At 72.5% G+C, this 15,917-nt stretch carries 15 protein-coding genes; 3 read left to right on the top strand and 12 right to left on the bottom strand.

The genetic code is table 11. The annotated features are described in order from the left end of the window. Positions 1–29 precede the first annotated feature (29 nt). Positions 30–1,373: an alpha/beta fold hydrolase gene (locus ACEY2A_RS09215; RefSeq protein ID WP_374928310.1), complete on the bottom strand. Its 1,344-nt coding sequence runs from the start codon at positions 1,371–1,373 to the stop codon at positions 30–32. A gap of 52 nt (positions 1,374–1,425) precedes the next feature. On the opposite strand from ACEY2A_RS09215, the gene ACEY2A_RS09210 reads away from it, so the two are divergent. Beyond that, positions 1,426–1,857: a pyrimidine dimer DNA glycosylase/endonuclease V gene (locus ACEY2A_RS09210; RefSeq protein ID WP_374928309.1), complete on the top strand. Its 432-nt coding sequence runs from the start codon at positions 1,426–1,428 to the stop codon at positions 1,855–1,857. Between the two features lie 15 nt (positions 1,858–1,872). Here ACEY2A_RS09210 and ACEY2A_RS09205 read toward each other — a convergent pair whose 3' ends face one another. Genes ACEY2A_RS09205 through ACEY2A_RS09180 form a run of 6 tightly spaced genes read right to left on the bottom strand, consistent with a single transcriptional unit; the run spans position 1,873 to position 7,433 of the window. Beyond that, positions 1,873–2,463, bottom strand: a complete 591-nt coding sequence (locus ACEY2A_RS09205; protein WP_374928308.1) for a hemerythrin domain-containing protein — start codon at positions 2,461–2,463, stop codon at positions 1,873–1,875. Between the two features lie 44 nt (positions 2,464–2,507). After that, entirely contained in the window at positions 2,508–3,353 is an 846-nt protein-coding gene (locus tag ACEY2A_RS09200) for a biotin-dependent carboxyltransferase family protein (protein WP_374928307.1), read from the bottom strand. Further along, on the bottom strand, positions 3,350–3,961 hold the full coding sequence (locus ACEY2A_RS09195) for an allophanate hydrolase subunit 1 (RefSeq protein ID WP_374928306.1): 612 nt from the start codon (positions 3,959–3,961) through the stop codon (positions 3,350–3,352). Before ACEY2A_RS09195 ends, ACEY2A_RS09200 begins: the two co-directional genes overlap by 4 nt. Continuing rightward, a complete protein-coding gene (locus ACEY2A_RS09190; protein ID WP_374928305.1) occupies positions 3,961–4,719 on the bottom strand; it encodes a LamB/YcsF family protein in 759 nt (252 codons plus the stop codon). The genes ACEY2A_RS09195 and ACEY2A_RS09190 overlap by 1 nt, the downstream gene beginning before the upstream one ends. A gap of 11 nt (positions 4,720–4,730) precedes the next feature. Next, a complete protein-coding gene (locus ACEY2A_RS09185) occupies positions 4,731–5,993 on the bottom strand; it encodes an NRAMP family divalent metal transporter (protein ID WP_374928304.1) in 1,263 nt (420 codons plus the stop codon). A 27-nt stretch (positions 5,994–6,020) separates the two neighbouring features. After that, a complete protein-coding gene (locus ACEY2A_RS09180) occupies positions 6,021–7,433 on the bottom strand; it encodes an amino acid permease (protein WP_374928303.1) in 1,413 nt (470 codons plus the stop codon). Between the two features lie 143 nt (positions 7,434–7,576). On the opposite strand from ACEY2A_RS09180, the gene ACEY2A_RS09175 reads away from it, so the two are divergent. Together ACEY2A_RS09175 and ACEY2A_RS09170 are read left to right on the top strand one after the other, a co-directional pair. Continuing rightward, a complete protein-coding gene (locus ACEY2A_RS09175; protein ID WP_374928302.1) occupies positions 7,577–8,227 on the top strand; it encodes a GntR family transcriptional regulator in 651 nt (216 codons plus the stop codon). A gap of 125 nt (positions 8,228–8,352) precedes the next feature. Continuing rightward, positions 8,353–10,296, top strand: coding sequence for a CocE/NonD family hydrolase (locus ACEY2A_RS09170; RefSeq protein WP_374928301.1), 1,944 nt, complete (start codon positions 8,353–8,355; stop codon positions 10,294–10,296). A 124-nt stretch (positions 10,297–10,420) separates the two neighbouring features. On the opposite strand, the gene ACEY2A_RS09165 is transcribed toward ACEY2A_RS09170, so the two are convergent. From ACEY2A_RS09165 to ACEY2A_RS09145, 5 genes are all read right to left on the bottom strand, one after another. After that, the gene (locus ACEY2A_RS09165; RefSeq protein WP_374928300.1) at positions 10,421–10,792 is read right to left on the bottom strand and encodes an HNH endonuclease signature motif containing protein; all 372 of its coding nucleotides are present in this window, start codon (positions 10,790–10,792) and stop codon (positions 10,421–10,423) included. A gap of 24 nt (positions 10,793–10,816) precedes the next feature. Then, positions 10,817–12,277 carry a hypothetical protein gene (locus tag ACEY2A_RS09160; RefSeq protein ID WP_374928299.1) on the bottom strand — a complete coding sequence of 487 codons (1,461 nt, stop codon included), beginning with the start codon at positions 12,275–12,277 and terminating at the stop codon, positions 10,817–10,819. A gap of 164 nt (positions 12,278–12,441) precedes the next feature. Further along, a complete protein-coding gene (locus tag ACEY2A_RS09155) occupies positions 12,442–12,813 on the bottom strand; it encodes an ankyrin repeat domain-containing protein (RefSeq protein WP_374928298.1) in 372 nt (123 codons plus the stop codon). A 125-nt stretch (positions 12,814–12,938) separates the two neighbouring features. Then, positions 12,939–15,005: a catalase gene (locus ACEY2A_RS09150; protein ID WP_374928297.1), complete on the bottom strand. Its 2,067-nt coding sequence runs from the start codon at positions 15,003–15,005 to the stop codon at positions 12,939–12,941. A 70-nt stretch (positions 15,006–15,075) separates the two neighbouring features. Beyond that, on the bottom strand, positions 15,076–15,879 hold the full coding sequence (locus ACEY2A_RS09145; RefSeq protein WP_374928296.1) for a UbiA family prenyltransferase: 804 nt from the start codon (positions 15,877–15,879) through the stop codon (positions 15,076–15,078). Between the last annotated feature and the right edge of the window lie 38 nt (positions 15,880–15,917).

Genomic DNA, 15,917 nt, shown 5'->3' with positions numbered 1-15,917 from the left:
CAACCCGGCGCCCAGCGTCCTGTGGCGGCTCAGCGCCAGCGGGTGCCCTGCAGCAGTCCGATGAGGTGGTCCAGCACGTCGCTGCCGGCGCTCAGCCCGTTGTGCTCGTGGGCGCTCGTCTCGTACACCTGGGCGTCCGGCAGCAGGCCCGCGGTCTCCAGCGAGAAGTCGCGCGGCACGTACGCGTCGTTGCTGTAGACCGCGGCGGCCACCGGCACGTCCGCGCGGCGCAGGGCCTCCACGGGGTAGAGCTCCGCCCACTGCACCTGGGCCAGCAGGTCCGCGGCCTCGGTGAAGGGGGCCAGCAGGCTGTCCTCGGTGAAGAGCGAACGGTGCAGGTGCTCCCCGCCCAGCAGGGTGGGGTCGGCGGCCACCTCATCGGGCAGCGTGCGGTCGGCCGCCCAGCGGGTGGCGACGCCGTCCGCCATCGACGACTCGTGGAGCACGGAGTACAGCGGGTTGCGGCCACCGAAGGGCAGCATGCCGGCCAGGTCGGCTGAGAAGGCCGAGGAGTGGTGGTCGCGCTCCAGCAGGTGGTGCAGCCGCTCGGCGCCCCAGGACATGCCCAGCCCGTGGCCGGTGGTGCGGAAGCGCTCCGGGGAGACGACGTCGCCGTTCGGCAGCACGATCTCGCCGGCGGCCGCGTGCTGCGTGAGCTCGGCCAGGCGCTCGCGGTCGGCCGGGAAGCGGCGGTGGAAGTCGCGCGACTTGTCCACCATCAGCTCCCAGGTGGCGGAGTAGACCTCCTCGATGGAGTGGTCCACCGGCGGCAGGCCACCGGTGATGAGGGCGCCGGCCAACGACTCGGGGTGCCGGGCCAGGTAGTGCAGCGAGGTGAACCCGCCGAACGACTGACCCAGCAGCGTCCACTGCTCGATGCCCAGGGCCCGGCGCAGCAGCTCGCAGTCGGCCACGATGGAGTCGGCCCGGAAGTGCTGGAGGTAGGCGGCCTGCTGCTGCGAGGTGGTGCCGGCCAGCACACCCGTGAGGCCGGGCGCCGTGCCCCGCGGGCCCACGGTGCTGCCCACGGGCGTGGACAGGCCGGTACCGCGCTGGTCGAGCAGCACCACCTGAAAGTCCTGCAGCGCGCGGCCCAGCCAGCTCGGCGTGGAGACGGTGAGCGAGGGCCGCGGGGACTCCCCGCCCGGGCCGCCCTGCAGGTAGACCAGGTACGGCTTCTCCTGGCCTCCCTCACCGGTGACGATGCGGGCGAAGAGCTCGAGCGTGTCGGCCGGCAGGTCCACCCCCGCCAGGGCCTCGGACGGTGCGGCCGGGGGCGTGGCCAGCCCGTGGTCCACGGGCACCTCCATGCGGACGGTGCGGACGGACAGGCCCGGCTGGGCCTCGGTGGACTCACGCGTGATCTCAGGCATGGCCCGGAGCGTAGCGAGCGCCACCGACAGCCTGCCGTGACAGCATCGGCCCATGCGTCTGTGGAGCGTGCACCCGGCCCAGCTGGACCGCGCCGCCCTGGTGGCGGGGTGGCGCGAGGGTCTGCTGGCCCAGAAGGTGCTGCGCGGGCTCACCAAGGGATACACGCGGCACCCGCAGCTGGAGCGCTTCCGGGAGCTGGTCGACCCGGTGCAGGGGGTGGCCACCTGGCTGCACGGGCTGGCCGACGAGGCCGACGCCCGCGGCTACTCCTTCGACCGCTCACGCGTGGTGGTGGGGCCCGACCCTGCGCTGCGCATGCCGCTCACGGACGGTCAGCTGGCCCTGGAGTGGGAGCACCTGGGCGCCAAGGTGCGCGAGCGCAACGCCGAGTGGTGGGAGGTCATCGCCCACCAGGCGCCGCGCCCCCATCGGCTCTTCGAGCTCGCGCCCGGCCCGGTGGCCGGCTGGGAGCGCGCCGTCTGAGGGAGAGCCGGCCCCTCAGCCCTCGGTCTCGCTGGCCTGCAGGCTCTCCTGAGGGGCGTCACCCGCGCGGTCGGACGCCTTCGGGGTGCCCCCGGAGTGCTTCTCCACGTACTCCTGCGGGTCCTTGTCCTGCGGGGTGATGCCCTCGGCCGCCTTCAGCGCCTCGTAGCGAAGGAAGTCCACCGCGATGTCGTGCCGCAGCTGCAGGCTGGCCTGCTGGCGGAAGTCCGCGAGGTCCTGCCGCTCCTCCTCGCCCATGTGGGTCGAGTTCGCGACGTTGGTGTCCACCACGGCGGTCCACCACGCCTCGGAGCCCACCTCCTGCGCATCGGCCCGACGGATCCCCTCGCGGATGGAGTTGTGGTCGTCGATGGCGTCGTCCACCTCGGCCGCGGCGTCCTCGGCGTCGGCGCCGCCGGTGCCGAGCTGCAGCAGGTGCGGGTAGAAGTACTTCTCCTCGGCCTCGGCGTGGGTCTCCAGCAGGATCACCAGGCGCTTCCACAGCGCACCCAGCCCCTCGGTGTCGTCACGGTCCCACTCCTCGAGCTGGGCGAACTGGGTGCGCTGCTCGTCGTGCTGGCGCTGGATGATGCTGCAGATGTCCATGGGTCCTCCGGGGTGGGTGGTGAGGGGGTGAACCCACCGTAGGTTCACCCGCGGAAGCGCACCACCTGTCCGGGCTGGGCCTGGGCGGCGAGGTCCACGGCCTCGTCGGTGACGTAGGCGATGACCGGATAGCCACCGGTGACGGGGTGGTCGGCCAGGAACACGATCGGTTCCCCGCCGGGGGGCACCTGCACGGCACCGCGGACCATGCCCTCGCTGGAGAGCTCCCCCGCATCGCGCCGTTCGATGCTGGGCCCCTCCAGGCGCAGTCCGATGCGGTTGGACCGGCTCGAGGCGGTCCAGTCGGTGGAGGTGAGCCGCTCCCACTGGGCCGGGTCGAACCAGTCGGCGCGGGGGCCGGGGACCACGGGCAGGTGCAGCGGGCCGGTCGGCGGTGCCGGGCTGGGCGCCGTGTCCACGCCGTAGGCCACCCGGGGGGCGTGGTCGTCGCCCACCGGCAGCCGGTCGCCGTCCTGCACCACCTCTGGTCCCAGTCCGGAGAGCAGGTCGGTGCTGCGGGAACCCACCACGGGCTCCACGTCGATGCCGCCACGCACGGCCAGGTAGGTGCGCAGGCCGGTGGTGGGCGCACCGCATCGGATGCGCTCCCCGGCCCGCAGCCGCACGGTGCCGTGCATGGGCGCGCCCGGCAGGACGGCGCCGGTGAGGGCCACCACCAGGTCGCGCTCGGCCTCCACCTCCAGGCCGCCGAGGGTGATCTCCAGGGTGGCGGCTGCGGGATCGTTCCCGACCAGCCGGTTGGCCAGGGTGTGGGCCGCCCGGTCGGCGGCGCCGGAGGTGCTGATGCCGGTTCCGCCCATGCCGGGGCGACCCAGGTCCTGCACGGTCAGCAGCGGACCGGCGCGGTGCACGACGAGCCCGGGCCTCATGCGTCCGCCGCCTCGAAGACCACCCGCACCCCGGGGCGCAGCAGCGCGGCGGGGTCGCGGTCCGGGTCGAACATCCGCTCGTCGGTGCGCCCGATGAGCTGCCACCCACCGGGGCCCTTGCGCGGGTAGACGCCGGTGAACTCGCCGGCCAGGGCCACCGACCCGGCGGGCACCGCGGTGCGCGGCTCGGAGCGGCGGGCCACGTCCCAGTCGAAGCGCGTGCCGGCGCAGTAGCCGAAGCCGGGGGCGTAGCCCGCGAAGGCCACCGCCCACTCCTCGGACGTGTGGCGGCGCACCACCTCGGCGGTGTCGATGCCGAGCAGCTCGGCCACGTCGGCCAGGTCCTCACCGTCGTACACCACGGGGATGCGCACCACCTCGTCCGATGCGGCTGGCGCGCCTCCCACCTGCACCTGCTCGAGGTGGGAGCGCACCGCGGCGAGGTCGGTGCCGGGCTCGCTGACCACCATCACCGTGCGGGCCGCGGGCACCAGGTCCAGCGTGCCGGGCGGCGGGTGGGCCTCCAGGGCGGCGTGCCAGGCGCGGGCCTCGGTGAGGTCGTCGAGCTCCACGAGCACCGCACGGGTGCCGCTGGGCAGCAGGCGCATCAGGCGAAGGACCGCAGCTCGGTGCCGGCGGCCTGGAGCCCGCGTCGCACCGCCTGGGCGATCTCCACCGCGCCGGGGGTGTCGCCGTGGACGCAGATCGATCCGGGCGTCAGCGTGAGCGCGTTCCCCTCGACGTCCTCGATGGGGTGACCCGTCGCCATCGCGACACAGCGCTGGGTGATCTGCTCGGGGTCGTGCAGCACGGCGCCGGGCTGCCGGCGGGAGACCAGCTGGCCCTCGGGCGTGTAGGCGCGGTCGGCGAAGGCCTCGGCCACGAAGCGCAGCCCGGCAGCCTCGGCGGCCTCCTGCCAGGGGGTGCCCGGCAGGCCGAGGACGGCCAGGCCGGGGCGGAACGCGGCCAGGGCCTCGGCGGTGGCGCGAGCCTGGCCCTCGTCCTTGGCGATGGTGTTGTACAGCGCTCCGTGGGGCTTGCAGTAGCCCACCTCGGTGCCGGCCGCACGGGCGATGCCCTCCAGGGCGGAGACCTGGTAGAGCACGTCGGCGGTCAGCTCGTCGGGCGCCATGTCCATGGCGCGGCGCCCGAAGCCGTGCAGGTCGCGGTAGGCCACGTGGGCGCCGACGGTGACTCCCTGCTCGGCGGCCTTCTGGCAGGTGGTGCGCATGATGAGGGGATCGCCGGCGTGGAAGCCGGTGGCCACGTTGGCGCTGGTGACCACGCCCAGCAGGGCGTCGTCGTCCCCCATCCGCCACATGCCCAGGCCCTCGCCCAGGTCGGCGTTCAGGTCGATGGTGCTCATGGTGCTCCTTCTCAGCTCGTCATCAGGTCGATCAGGGGCTGCACCGAGGTGACGGCCAGGTACAGGGTCAGCAGCCAGGCGATGCTGCCGATCACCAGCAGCCACTTGGGGTAGTGGTAGCCGTGCAGCAGGTCGCGGCGGAACCAGCCGACGTACAGCATCACGCCGATGCCGGCCGGCAGCAGGATGCCGTTGAAGGCGCCGGCGAAGACCAGCAGCGTGGTGGGGGCCTTGCCCAGCACGAGGAAGAGCACGAGGCTCAGGGCGATGAACCCACCGGTGAGCAGGTTGCGGGTGCGCGCCGGGGTGCGGGTGGACGAGGTCAGGAACGAGACGGTGGTGTACGAGCAGCCCACCACCGAACTGATGGCGGCCGCCCAGAAGACCGCGCCGAAGAGGCGCAGGCCCACGTCTCCGGCGGCGGCCTGGAAGGCGGAGGCGGCCTGGGAGGTGCCGGACAGGTCGGCGCCGCTGGCCACCACGCCGAGGATGGCCAGGAAGAGCAGGGTGCGCATCACGCCGGTGACGATGATGGCCAGCACCGAGGTGCGCGAGATCTCCGCGACCTGCTCGGGGCCGGTGTGTCCGGCATCGATGAGGCGGTGGGCGCCGGCGTACACGATGTAGCCGCCGATGGTGCCGCCCACGAGGGTGGTGATGGCCAGCGGCTCGATCACCTCCGGCGCGATGGTGTTGCGCGCGGCCGAGGCGAGCGGCGGGTCGGAGACCACGGCGACGTAGAGGGTGAGTGCCAGCATCAGGGCGCCCAGGGCGACCACGACGCGGTCCATGGCCCACCCGGCCCAGCGGCTGAGGAAGATGCCGATGGCGAGCGCCGCGGACACTGCGGCACCCCATCGGGGGTCGATGCCGGCCAGGGCCTCGGTGCCGATGCCGGCGCCGGCGACGTTGCCGATGTTGAACACCACGCCACCCACCAGCAGCAGGCCCGCGAGCAGCCAGCCGAGGCCGGGGGCCACGTCGTTGGCGAGCTCCTGGGCGCGGCGCCCGCTGACGCCGATGACGCGCCACACGTTCAGCTGCAGGGCGATGTCGATGACGATGGACACCAGGATGGCGAAGGCGAAGGCCGCGCCGAGCTGCACCGTGAACTGGGTGGTCTGGGTGATGAAGCCTGGTCCGATGGACGAGGTGGCCATGAGGAACATGGCCCCCAGCAGGGCGGCGCGGGAGGCGCGGCGGCCGGGGGACGCGCCGGGGGATGAGTTGGGGGACGCGCCGGGGGATGCGTCGGTCTGGGAGGAGGTGCTCATGCGTCGACGCTAGTGATTGTTCAACAATCAGGGAACCGGCTCGGAACGATCGAGACCTTTTCTTGACCTGGCCGAGGACAGGGACCCCAACCCCACCAGCAGCGCGGTGGTCAGCAGGCCCACCGCCAGGGCGGCTCGGCCCTCGGGCAGGAAGGCCATCATCACCAGCACCGCCACCAGGAAGGCCGCCGCCAGACCCGTCACCCACGGCCAGGCCGGCACCGCGAACGCGCCGGGCGCGAGCTCACCGCCGGCCACACGGCGGCGCAGGCCATGGTGGGCGGCGAGGATCAGCAGCCACACGAACACCGTGGCGAAGCTCGCCAGGGAGGCCACGAAGGTGAACACCCGGTCCGGCACCACCAGGTTGAGCACCAGGCCGACCACCAGGGCCACCCCCACCGTGACGATGGCCGCCCCCGGCACGCCCCGGGCGGAGACCCGGCCGAACACCGGCGGCGCGTGGCCCGCCGAGGCCAGACCGAACAGGGTGCGGCCGATGGCGAACGTGATGGCGTTCAGGGCCGAGAACGCGGCGATGACGACCACGGCGTTCAGCACGTGTGCAGCGGCGGGCAGGCCCACCGCATCGATGATCTGCACGAAGGGCGACTGCTCGCCGGTGATGCTGGTCCACGGGGCGAGGGTGAGCATGACGCCCACCGAGCCCACGTAGAACAGCAGGATGCGCCACGGCACCGTGTTGATGGCGCCGGGGATGCTGCGGTGCGGGTTCTGGGACTCGGCCGCCGTGAGGCCCACGGTCTCGATGCCGCCGAACGCGAAGACCACCACCGTCAGCGACAGCAGCACACCCCACGCGCCGTGCGGGGCGAAACCGCCGTGCTCCCACAGGTGGGTGAGGCTCGGCTGGCCCGAGGGGAGGCCCACACCCGTCACCAGCAGGCCCACGCCCAGGACCACCATGCCCACGATGGCGCCGACCTTCAGCAGGGTGAGCCAGAACTCGGTCTCGCCGAACAGCCGCACCGCCACCAGGTTGAGGAGCAGCACCAGGACGATGGTGCCCACCATCCACACCCATCCGGGCACCTGCGGCCACCACGCGCCCAGGTAGATGCGCAGGGCCGTGACGTCGGCGATGCCGACCAGCAGCATCTCGAGGGTGAAGATCCAGCCGATGACGAAACCCCAGGTGCGCCCCAGGTAGCGCTGGGTGAAGTCCACGAACGAGGACGAGTCCGGGGTGCGCAGCACCATCTCGGCCATGGCCCTCATCACCACGTAGATGGCGGCGCCTGCCGCCAGGTAGGCCACCAACACGGCCGGGCCGGCCAGCTGGACGGCGCTCGCCGAGCCGAGGAACAGGCCCGTGCCGATGGCCGTGCCCAACGCGATGAAGCGGATGTGCCGGGTGCTCAGACCGCGGGCCAGCGGGGAGTCCGGGGCCTCGGTGGGGGTGGGGGTCGCTGTGGACACGGAGCCTCTTCGATGCGGTGGTGCGGGACGGGGTGTGCGCGCTGCCGGCTGGTGCGGCGCGCCGCGACCCGCGAGCGTATGCCCCGGTGGCCGGTCCGGAGCCGCACGGGGGGGCTGCCGGGTGGGGTGTGCACAATGTCACGGTGACAACGGAACTCGGTGGACAGCGGTGCGCGCGGACGGTGCGGGAGCTGATCACGGCCGGTCGCCTGGGGCCGGGAGAGCAGCTGGTGGAGCAGTCCCTGGCGGAGGTGTGCGGCGTCTCGCGGAACACCCTGCGGGAGGGATTCCGGATCCTGGCGCACGAGGGACTGGTGGTGCACGCACCGCATCGAGGGGTCTTCGTCTCGGCGCCCGGGGTGGCCGAGGTGCGCGACGTCTACACCGCGCGCCGGGTGGTGGAGTGCGGTGCCCTGCGGGAGCGGGCCGGGCAGGGCCCGGTGGACGCCGACGACCCGGCAGTGGTGGCGCTGCAGGAGCTCGTGGAGCGCGCGCAGGAGGCGGGCCGGGTGGGGCGATGGGGTGAGGTGGGCGACCTGAACATGGCCGTGCACCAGCAGTGGGTGGACCTGGCAGGCAGCCGGTGGCTCTCGACGGCGGCGATGGGGCTCCTGGCGCACGCCCGACTGGCCTTCCGCACCCTGGCGGACCCCGACGGGCTGCACTCGGCCTTCGTGGCGGAGAACGCGCGGGTGGTGGGGCACGTGGTGGCAGGGGAGCTCACCGTGGCGGCCGACGTGCTGGAGGGGTACCTGCACCGTGCGGAGGGGTTGGTCGTCGCCGCGATGGGGTGAGCCACCGGGTGAGCCGGTCGGGTGCGACGTCGGGTGAGCGGGGCCGGGTGGGGGCTTTCCCAAGACTTGGTCAAGAAGAGCCCTGTTCCCTGTCCTGCCGGGCCCCCTCTCCCTAGGGTCCGAGCATGAGTGCTGCGACCCGCCGTTCCCTGTCCATCGCCCTTGCCGGGAGCCTGCTGCTGGTGGTGCCGGCAGCCACGGCCGCGCCGTCCGAGGGGAGCCGCCCGGCGGCGCCGTCTCAGGCCGGTGAGGCTGCCGCTGCCGCGGAGGGCATCACCCATGACGAGAATCCTCAGGTGCCGCGCGGGGCGGCGTGGAGCGAGGCGTACTTCCCCTCCACACTCCCGTCCCGCAACGGTGACCCGGTGGAGCTCCACGCTGATGTGCTGCGCCCCGCGCACCTGCCTGAGGACGCCAAGACGCCGGTGATCCTCTCGGTGGGGCCGTACTTCAGCCACCTCGGCCAGACGGACGACGAAGGGCACCCGGTGGCGGGCCCCTCGCAGCGGTTCGTCGACTTCATCGACGGAGCGGACCTCATGCGCCGGGGCTACACGGTGGTGCTCGTGGACCTCCGCGGGTTCGGGGCATCCACTGGCTGTCTCGACTGGGCGGGACCCGGGGAGCAGGCCGATGTGGAGGCTGCCGTGGAGTGGGCGGCCTCGCAGCCCTGGTCCACCGGCAAGGTGGGCATGTACGGCAAGTCCTACGACGCGATGACCGGCCTCATCGGCAACAACAACGAGCCGCGGGGTCTGGAGGCCGTGGTGGCCCAGGAGCCGGTGTGGGACATGCACAACTACCTCTACAGCAACGGTGTGCCGCGACCCAACAACGTGGGAACGCCCAACGCGTACAACCACATCTCGGGGCTCCCGGGGCACGCCGGGGACACCGCCAAGTACAAGTGGAACGCCGACTACGAGAAGCGCAACCCCGAGTGCCACGCGTTGAACTCGGCGGACGGGCTGATCTCCGACCCGGCGTCCGAGTACTGGAAGGACCGCGACCTGGCCAGCCTGGCGGGCGGGTCGGACACCCCCCTGTTCGTGACGCAGGGGTTCATCGAGACCAACACCAAGCCCGAGGACATGCGCAAGTACCTGGACAACCACCGCGGGGAGCAGCGGGGCTGGCTGGGCATGTGGAACCACGTGCGGGGCAACGACCGCACCGAGGACGGTCGCCTGGAGATGGGGCGCGAGGGCTGGTTCACCGAGGTGATGAGCTTCTACGACGAGCACCTCAAGGGCACCGAGCCGCAGCAGGAGTTCCCGGCGTACGTCATCGAGGACAGCAACGGCCAGTGGCGTGCGCAGGACACCTGGCCGCAGGTGAACACCACCCGCACCGTGGACCTGGAGGACGGGTCCTTCGTGGACGACCGTGCCGGGGTGGCCGCGGGTGCGGGCGCGTCCGGTGCAGCGGAGGTCTCCGGTGGGGAGTCGTTCACGGTCTCCACGGCCGGTGGCGCCGCCCACGACATCGAGGACGGTCCGTCGCTCCGCGAGGCGCGGCCGCAGGCAACGAGCGAGGTGCCGCAGCGCAAGGGGCCCAAGGGGCCGAAGCGTGACCGCATCACCGAGGATGCCTACGGCTACGTGACCTGGTCGAAGCCCGTGAAGCGTGAGACCCGGGTGACGGGGACCCCGCGGGTCGACTTCCGGGCCCGTGGCGAGGGAGCCGTGGCGGTGCAGCTGTTCGACGTGGCGCCCGACGGGACCGCCATGCGCTTTGACGAGCAGGTGGTAGCCGTCGATGGGGGTCGGCACCAGATCGCGTTGAAGGACACCGAGTGGACCCTCGCGAAGGGCCACCAGCTGGCGGTGCGCTTCGGCACCATCGATGCCGACGAGTACTGGTCCAACGAGCCGACGCACGAGAAGGTGTCGGTGCGGGACGCGCGGCTGACCCTGGAGACGCAGAACACCCGCCGGGACGTGCCCACCCACGGTGCGGTGTCGCCCTTCCTGGGTCGCTACGTGGAGGCGTACACCGAGCAGTGGGACGCCAAGGTGCCCGGGACGTTCACGGTGAAGGCGTCGCAGGGCAAGCCCAAGCACCCCTGAGGTCGTCGACCACCGCGCGTGTTGCAGCCCCGGTTCCCGTGTGGGAGCCGGGGCTGCGGCGTGGGGGGGGGGGTGACCTGCAGGCCGGGGCTGCGGTGGGTGGGGCCCATTGCCCTGCCGGTGGTTACTGGTCGGTGTAGTCGTGGGGTTGGGTGGTCTGTTGCTGGCCGAGCAGGGTGGTCCAGTGGACGGTGCCGTCGTCGGTGATGGTGGCGTGCCAGCCGCGGTTGGTCTTACGGGTGTGTCCGCGGCGGGAGAGGCACTGCAGGTTGCCCGGGGTGGTGGTCCCGCCCTCGTCGAAGGGGGTCACGTGGTCGAGCTCGCACTGCTGGGCGCTGACCCCGGAACCGGGGTCGCGGGCGATGCCGTCCCGGGCACGGACGAACCGGGCCACCGACGCCGTCGGCCGATACGTGTACGGCGAGACACTCACCGCATGACCGGTGGTCGGGTCAGCGACCAGGCGCTGCCACACCGACCCCTCCCGGATCGCCACGGCACGAACGTGCTCGGGGTCGAGCTACCCGAACCCGGGCATCCACCCCAACGCCGCACCCCGCAAGCCCCGGTGGGCACCCCGGTCACCGGGGGTGGCCTGCACATCGTCTGTCTGACTGGCCGGTCGTAGCTCGTCGGGCGGATCATCACCCGGTGGACTCGAACCACCCGGTGGGCCGCTGGTGGTCACACTGGTCCCGTCAGTCGGGGTATCAGCGTTTTCGAGCAGCACATCCAGCCCCACGACGACCGTCACACGTGCCGGAGGAAGGACCGGATCACCGACCTGGGGCACGGGGAACCAGTCATCCGACACGGTCCCGCAGGACGTGCACACCGGCGGCGCTGGCGGCTCAGGGGCCACTGGGCCCGGGGGCCGTGTGCCCGCACCGGTGCCAGTGTTCGTGGTCGCCCGGGCCGGGGCGGGCAGCGGGGGGTGGGTGAGCGCGTCACCTGCCAGGCCGCCACTGCCGTCGCCAGCGGCCCCACCGGGCTGGGTGAACGCGTCACCCGCCAGGCCGCCACTGCCATGAATGGCCGCCTCACCGGCGGTGCCGTTGCTGGGCGTGCTGCCGGGCTTGGTCGTGGGGCTCGTGTGGGTGGGGTTGGTGCAGGTGCCGGGGAGCTGGCCGACCAGGAGCAGGTCGAGGTGAATGTCCGACCGCAGCTGGGACAGGGTCCGCTGATCACCCGCAGCCTTCGCGCGGCGGGCCGCAGCATCCAACCTGCCCCACGCGGCAGCCACCCGGGTGCCCTCACCCACCACGGTCAGCGACCCGGTCCCGTCATCACCAGGATGGGTCCACGACCCGCGCTCTTGGATCGCCTGGGCCATCCGCTCCCGGGCCGCCTGCCGGTCAGCCGCCTCGACCTTGCGGATCCTGCGGCGCAACAACTCCCGGAACGACGCAGAAGACCGCGGCGACCCATCAGCCGCCCTGGTGAGGACGGCCAGGCCGATCGCGACCGCATCATCGGCCTGCAAGTGCCTGGTGTCAGCGAACCAGGTCAACACCCGCGACAACGACGCCCGCCCCTCCACCAAGGCTTCCCGCCCACACACGACCCGCTCAGGATCGGAGGCGACCAGGCCCACCAGGTGCCCGATCCGGGCCGGTGCCTCACCGGTGGCCGCGACGACCTCCTCAGTCACGATCACCGGCGCATCACACGGACGCAGGATCCCCGGCTCACCCTCATCCACACGCTGCTGCAAATGAGCCACCGTGTTCGAGTACACCTTCCCCACGGCATCCATGAGGGCCACATCCGCCGTGCGCGCGGACTCCACCGCCGACACCGCGTCACCCAGAGCCGATTCGGCACGCTCCCACGCACCCGCCGCACGCCCACCACAGGGCGTGCCTGCGGACGAGGCCGGCTCGTTGGACCGCACCCCGGCAGACCCGGCCACCACGCCGGACTGCTGCCCACCCGCACGGGACAGGGGGCCCTGCCCCGTGTCGAACGACTCCTGCCGCATGCCCCCACCCCCTCAGATGGTCACCACGTGTTCCACATGCTGTCCGACACCCCGTCGAACTGATGTCCCCACACTAGACGGGACCACCGACAACCTCCCCCCACCACCCCAGACCCTGTGGACAACCCGCCATCTCACCGGCTCACGCACGCCGGGCCGAGGCCTCACCCGGGCGGCGACAGCTCCCGCAACAGCCGGCCCATCGCCTCGAGCCCGAAGTACTCGGCAATCACATGGGCGTTCTTCGGCCCGAGCGACGGGTCGGCCCCGGCGGCCACCAGCATCCGCACCAGGTCCTCGCGCTGTCGGAAGACCGCCGCAGCCACGGGGGTCTGGCCAGCGTCGTTGATGCGCCCGGTGTCGGCGCCCCGTTCCAGCAGCAGCCCAGTGGCCGCGGCATGGCCGTGGTAGACCGCGAGCATCAGCAGCGTGTCACCGCGGCTGTTCGTGAGGTTCACCGGTACGCCGAGGTCCAGCAGCTCCACCAGCCCGTCCACGTCCCCCGCCCGGGCGCACGTGAACGTGCTCTCCAGCACCGCCAGCTCGTCCTCGGTCAGGCCAGGAACACCCCCTGTGCCAGAGGTGCCCGCATCCCTGCCCACACCGGTTGGTGCCGGGGACCCCACAGGATCCCCGGCACCAACCGTCACGTGGTCAGTGCTCAGGGCAGGTCCTTCTCCGGGGCCTTGGCCAAGCGATCCCACACGCGGTGCTCCCCGAGCAGCTGCACGACCGCGTCGACCGCGTCCTGCGGCCCCGTCGCCTGCACCACGCCGGCGTCGGCCTCGGGCACCGCGTCGACGACGAAGGCGGCACCGTCACCCCATCCACCGACGGCCTTGCCGTGGTGCCAGGCCTCGCCCACCAGGTTTCGTAGGCCGCGCGGCAGGTCGTCGGCGTGGTCGCCCACGAGCACCGCCTCGAACTCGATGCTGGCGGCCGTGAGGGGGGTGCGGTCCACCATCAGGCCCTCCCGGCCCTGCAGCAGTCCGCCCTTCGGTGCCACGAGCATCGGCACCATGCCGGCGTCCTCGACGGCCTTCTTCGCGGCGGCCACCTTCTCGATGTCGCACTCACCGCACACCAGGAGGCCCACCACGCGGCCGTCGACCGGCCACGTGTCGCCCACCTGCGAGACAGCGGGGCTCGGTGCCATGTCCTGGACCGTCGCGCCCGCATCGGCCTGGGGGGTGTCCCGCCCCAGGTTCTCGGCCACGGTGGCGGCCAGGTCGGTGTCGATGACGGCGAGGTGGCCCAGCTGGCGGTCCACCACGTGGGGCATCGTGCACTTGCCGAGCTCGAAGCTGTACGCGTCTGCCACGTGGGCCTGCTCCACCTCGCTCAGCGAGCGGTAGAACATGCGCACCTGGGTGAAGTGGTCGTCAAAGCTGGCCGCCAGGGCACGCTCCTTCACACCCTCCACCGGACGCGGGAGCTCGATGAGGACGCCCGGCACGTACTCGACGCCCTTGTCCGCGCCGGGGGAGTTGACCAGGCCGGGGTGCCAGGGGACCTCGGCGGGGTCGGCCGCACCCTGGGGGGTGTAGGCCACCTTCCCGGTGTGCACGGCCATCTGGTGCATGCCGTCACGCTGGTGGGTGTTCACCTCCGCCTCGCGGGCCCGGTTGATGGGCAGCTGGTGGAAGTTGGGCCCACCCAGGCGGCTGAGCTGCGTGTCCAGGTAGCTGAACAGGCGCCCCTGCAGCAGCGGGTCGTCGGTCAGGTCGATGCCGGGCACCAGGTGGCTGGGGCAGAAGGCCACCTGCTCGGTCTCGGCGAAGAAGTTGTCCACGTTCCGGTCCAGCGTCATGGTGCCGATCACCTGCACCGGCGCCAGCTCCTCGGGCACGAACTTGGTCGGGTCCAGCAGGTCGATGCCCTCGAAGACCTGCTCCGGGGTGTCGGGGAAGACCTGGACGCCCAGGTCCCACTCGGGGGCGGCGCCGGAGTCGATGGCCGTGGTCAGGTCGCGGCGGTGGAAGTCCGGGTCGTTGCCCATGATGGCCTGCGCCTCGGGCCACAGGGTCGAGTGGACACCGGCCCGCGGCTTCCAGTGGAACTTCACCAGGCTGGTCTCCCCCTCCGCGTTCACCAGCCGGAAGGTGTGGACGCCGAAGCCCTCCATGGTGCGCAGCGAACGCGGGATGCCACGGTCGGACATGTTCCACATCGTGTGGTGCTGCGCCTCGGTGTGCATGGAGACGAAGTCCCAGAAGGTGTCGTGGGCCGATGCGGCCTGCGGCACCTCGGTGTCCGGCTCCGGCTTGGCCGCGTGCACCACGTCCGGGAACTTGATGGCGTCCTGGATGAAGAACACCGGGATGTTGTTGCCGACGAGGTCGTAGTTGCCCTCCTCGGTGTAGAACTTCACCGCGAAGCCACGGGTGTCGCGCGGGGTGTCGGCGCTGCCGCGCGAGCCCAGCACGGTCGAGAAGCGGGTGAACACGGGCGTCTCGACGCCGGCCTGCAGGAAGCCCGCGCGCGTGAGGCCGGCCGCGGCTCCGTTGGAGCGGAACGTGCCGTGCGCCCCGACGCCGCGGGCGTGGACCGCGCGCTCGGGGATGCGCTCGTGGTCGAAGGCCGTGACCTTCTCCCGGAAGTGCTGGTCCTGGATCAGCGACGGGCCGCGGCGCCCCGCCTTCAGGGTGTGGTCGGTGTCGGGAACCCGCACGCCGTGGGCGTTGGTCAGGTGCTCGCCGGACTGGAAGTGCCCTCGGTTGGTCTCCATGCGTTCAGTGTGGGGTCCACCCCAGCACTCCTCAACCGCTGGCGTCGGCGGGGCCCCGGTGGTGCCCCGGTCAGCCCCGCCGCACCGCCACCAGACCCACGGCGACCGCCCCGGCGCCGACGAACCACCGCACCGGGCCGCGAACACTCACCGCAGCCACTCCCACGAGCCCCACCGCCACCGCGTGGCTCACCCGCACACCGAGTCGGGCGGGCAGTCCCTCCTGGCCGGTCGCGCGGTCGTCGTCGACGTCCCGTGCGGCGTTGCCCAGGTGCGCGGCGACCCCCAGTGCTGCCCCCGCCACGGCCGACCGCACCGGCCACCCGGCGCCACCGCCGGCCCGGTGGGAGAGCAGGGGCAGGGCCCCGAAGGCCACCCCCCACGGCACCGGCGACAGCACCGTCCGCTTCATTCCCAGGCTGTGCGCGACCCCCGGCACCGCCACCAGGGCCAGCTGGGAGACCGCCAGTGGCCACCCCATCCAGCGGCCGGTCCCGAGGCTCGTCAGGGCCGCCCCCGCCGTCGCCACCCACACCGTGCGCGGGGCCACCACCCCGGTGGCGACGGGCTTGTCCGTCCGGCCCACCTGGGCGTCGCGCTCCGCATCGAGCACGTCGTTGACCCACCCGATCACGAGCTGACCCGTCCCCACCGCCACGGCCCAGGCGCCCACGTGGCCCCCTCCGGGGCCGGCAGGTGGGCCCGATGCGGTGAGCGTGCCGCTGCTGCCCCCTCCCCCGGGGGGCCGGGCACCGCTCGCCAACGCCGTCCCCAGCGCCGAGACCAGCAGGGTCGGGAGCGGGTGGCAGGCGGCGGCGAGCCCGCTCACCACCCGGGCGCCTCCTCGGGCGGCTCGGACCAGGGGGTTCGACATGCCGGCAGCGTAGGGGCGACATAGGCTCGGTGCATGCC

This window comes from Kytococcus sedentarius, assembly GCF_041937525.1.
GTDB lineage: Bacteria > Actinomycetota > Actinomycetes > Actinomycetales > Dermatophilaceae > Kytococcus > Kytococcus sedentarius_A.
The sequence above is the reverse complement of the archived record's forward strand: the minus strand, read 5'-3'. Positions and strand labels throughout refer to the sequence as shown.

Excerpts from the sequence above, each read along its gene's own strand:
- ACEY2A_RS09185 (WP_374928304.1), bottom strand. The coding sequence starts at position 5,993 with ATGAGCACCTCCTCCCAGACCGACGCATCCCCCGGCGCGTCCCCCAAC.
- ACEY2A_RS09160 (WP_374928299.1), bottom strand. The coding sequence starts at position 12,277 with ATGCGGCAGGAGTCGTTCGACACGGGGCAGGGCCCCCTGTCCCGTGCG.
- ACEY2A_RS09145 (WP_374928296.1), bottom strand. The coding sequence starts at position 15,879 with ATGTCGAACCCCCTGGTCCGAGCCGCCCGAGGAGGCGCCCGGGTGGTG.
- ACEY2A_RS09205 (WP_374928308.1), bottom strand. The coding sequence starts at position 2,463 with ATGGACATCTGCAGCATCATCCAGCGCCAGCACGACGAGCAGCGCACC.
- ACEY2A_RS09215 (WP_374928310.1), bottom strand. The coding sequence starts at position 1,373 with ATGCCTGAGATCACGCGTGAGTCCACCGAGGCCCAGCCGGGCCTGTCC.
- ACEY2A_RS09170 (WP_374928301.1), top strand. The coding sequence starts at position 8,353 with ATGAGTGCTGCGACCCGCCGTTCCCTGTCCATCGCCCTTGCCGGGAGC.
- ACEY2A_RS09210 (WP_374928309.1), top strand. The coding sequence starts at position 1,426 with ATGCGTCTGTGGAGCGTGCACCCGGCCCAGCTGGACCGCGCCGCCCTG.
- ACEY2A_RS09200 (WP_374928307.1), bottom strand. The coding sequence starts at position 3,353 with ATGAGGCCCGGGCTCGTCGTGCACCGCGCCGGTCCGCTGCTGACCGTG.
- ACEY2A_RS09190 (WP_374928305.1), bottom strand. The coding sequence starts at position 4,719 with ATGAGCACCATCGACCTGAACGCCGACCTGGGCGAGGGCCTGGGCATG.
- ACEY2A_RS09195 (WP_374928306.1), bottom strand. The coding sequence starts at position 3,961 with ATGCGCCTGCTGCCCAGCGGCACCCGTGCGGTGCTCGTGGAGCTCGAC.
- ACEY2A_RS09150 (WP_374928297.1), bottom strand. The coding sequence starts at position 15,005 with ATGGAGACCAACCGAGGGCACTTCCAGTCCGGCGAGCACCTGACCAAC.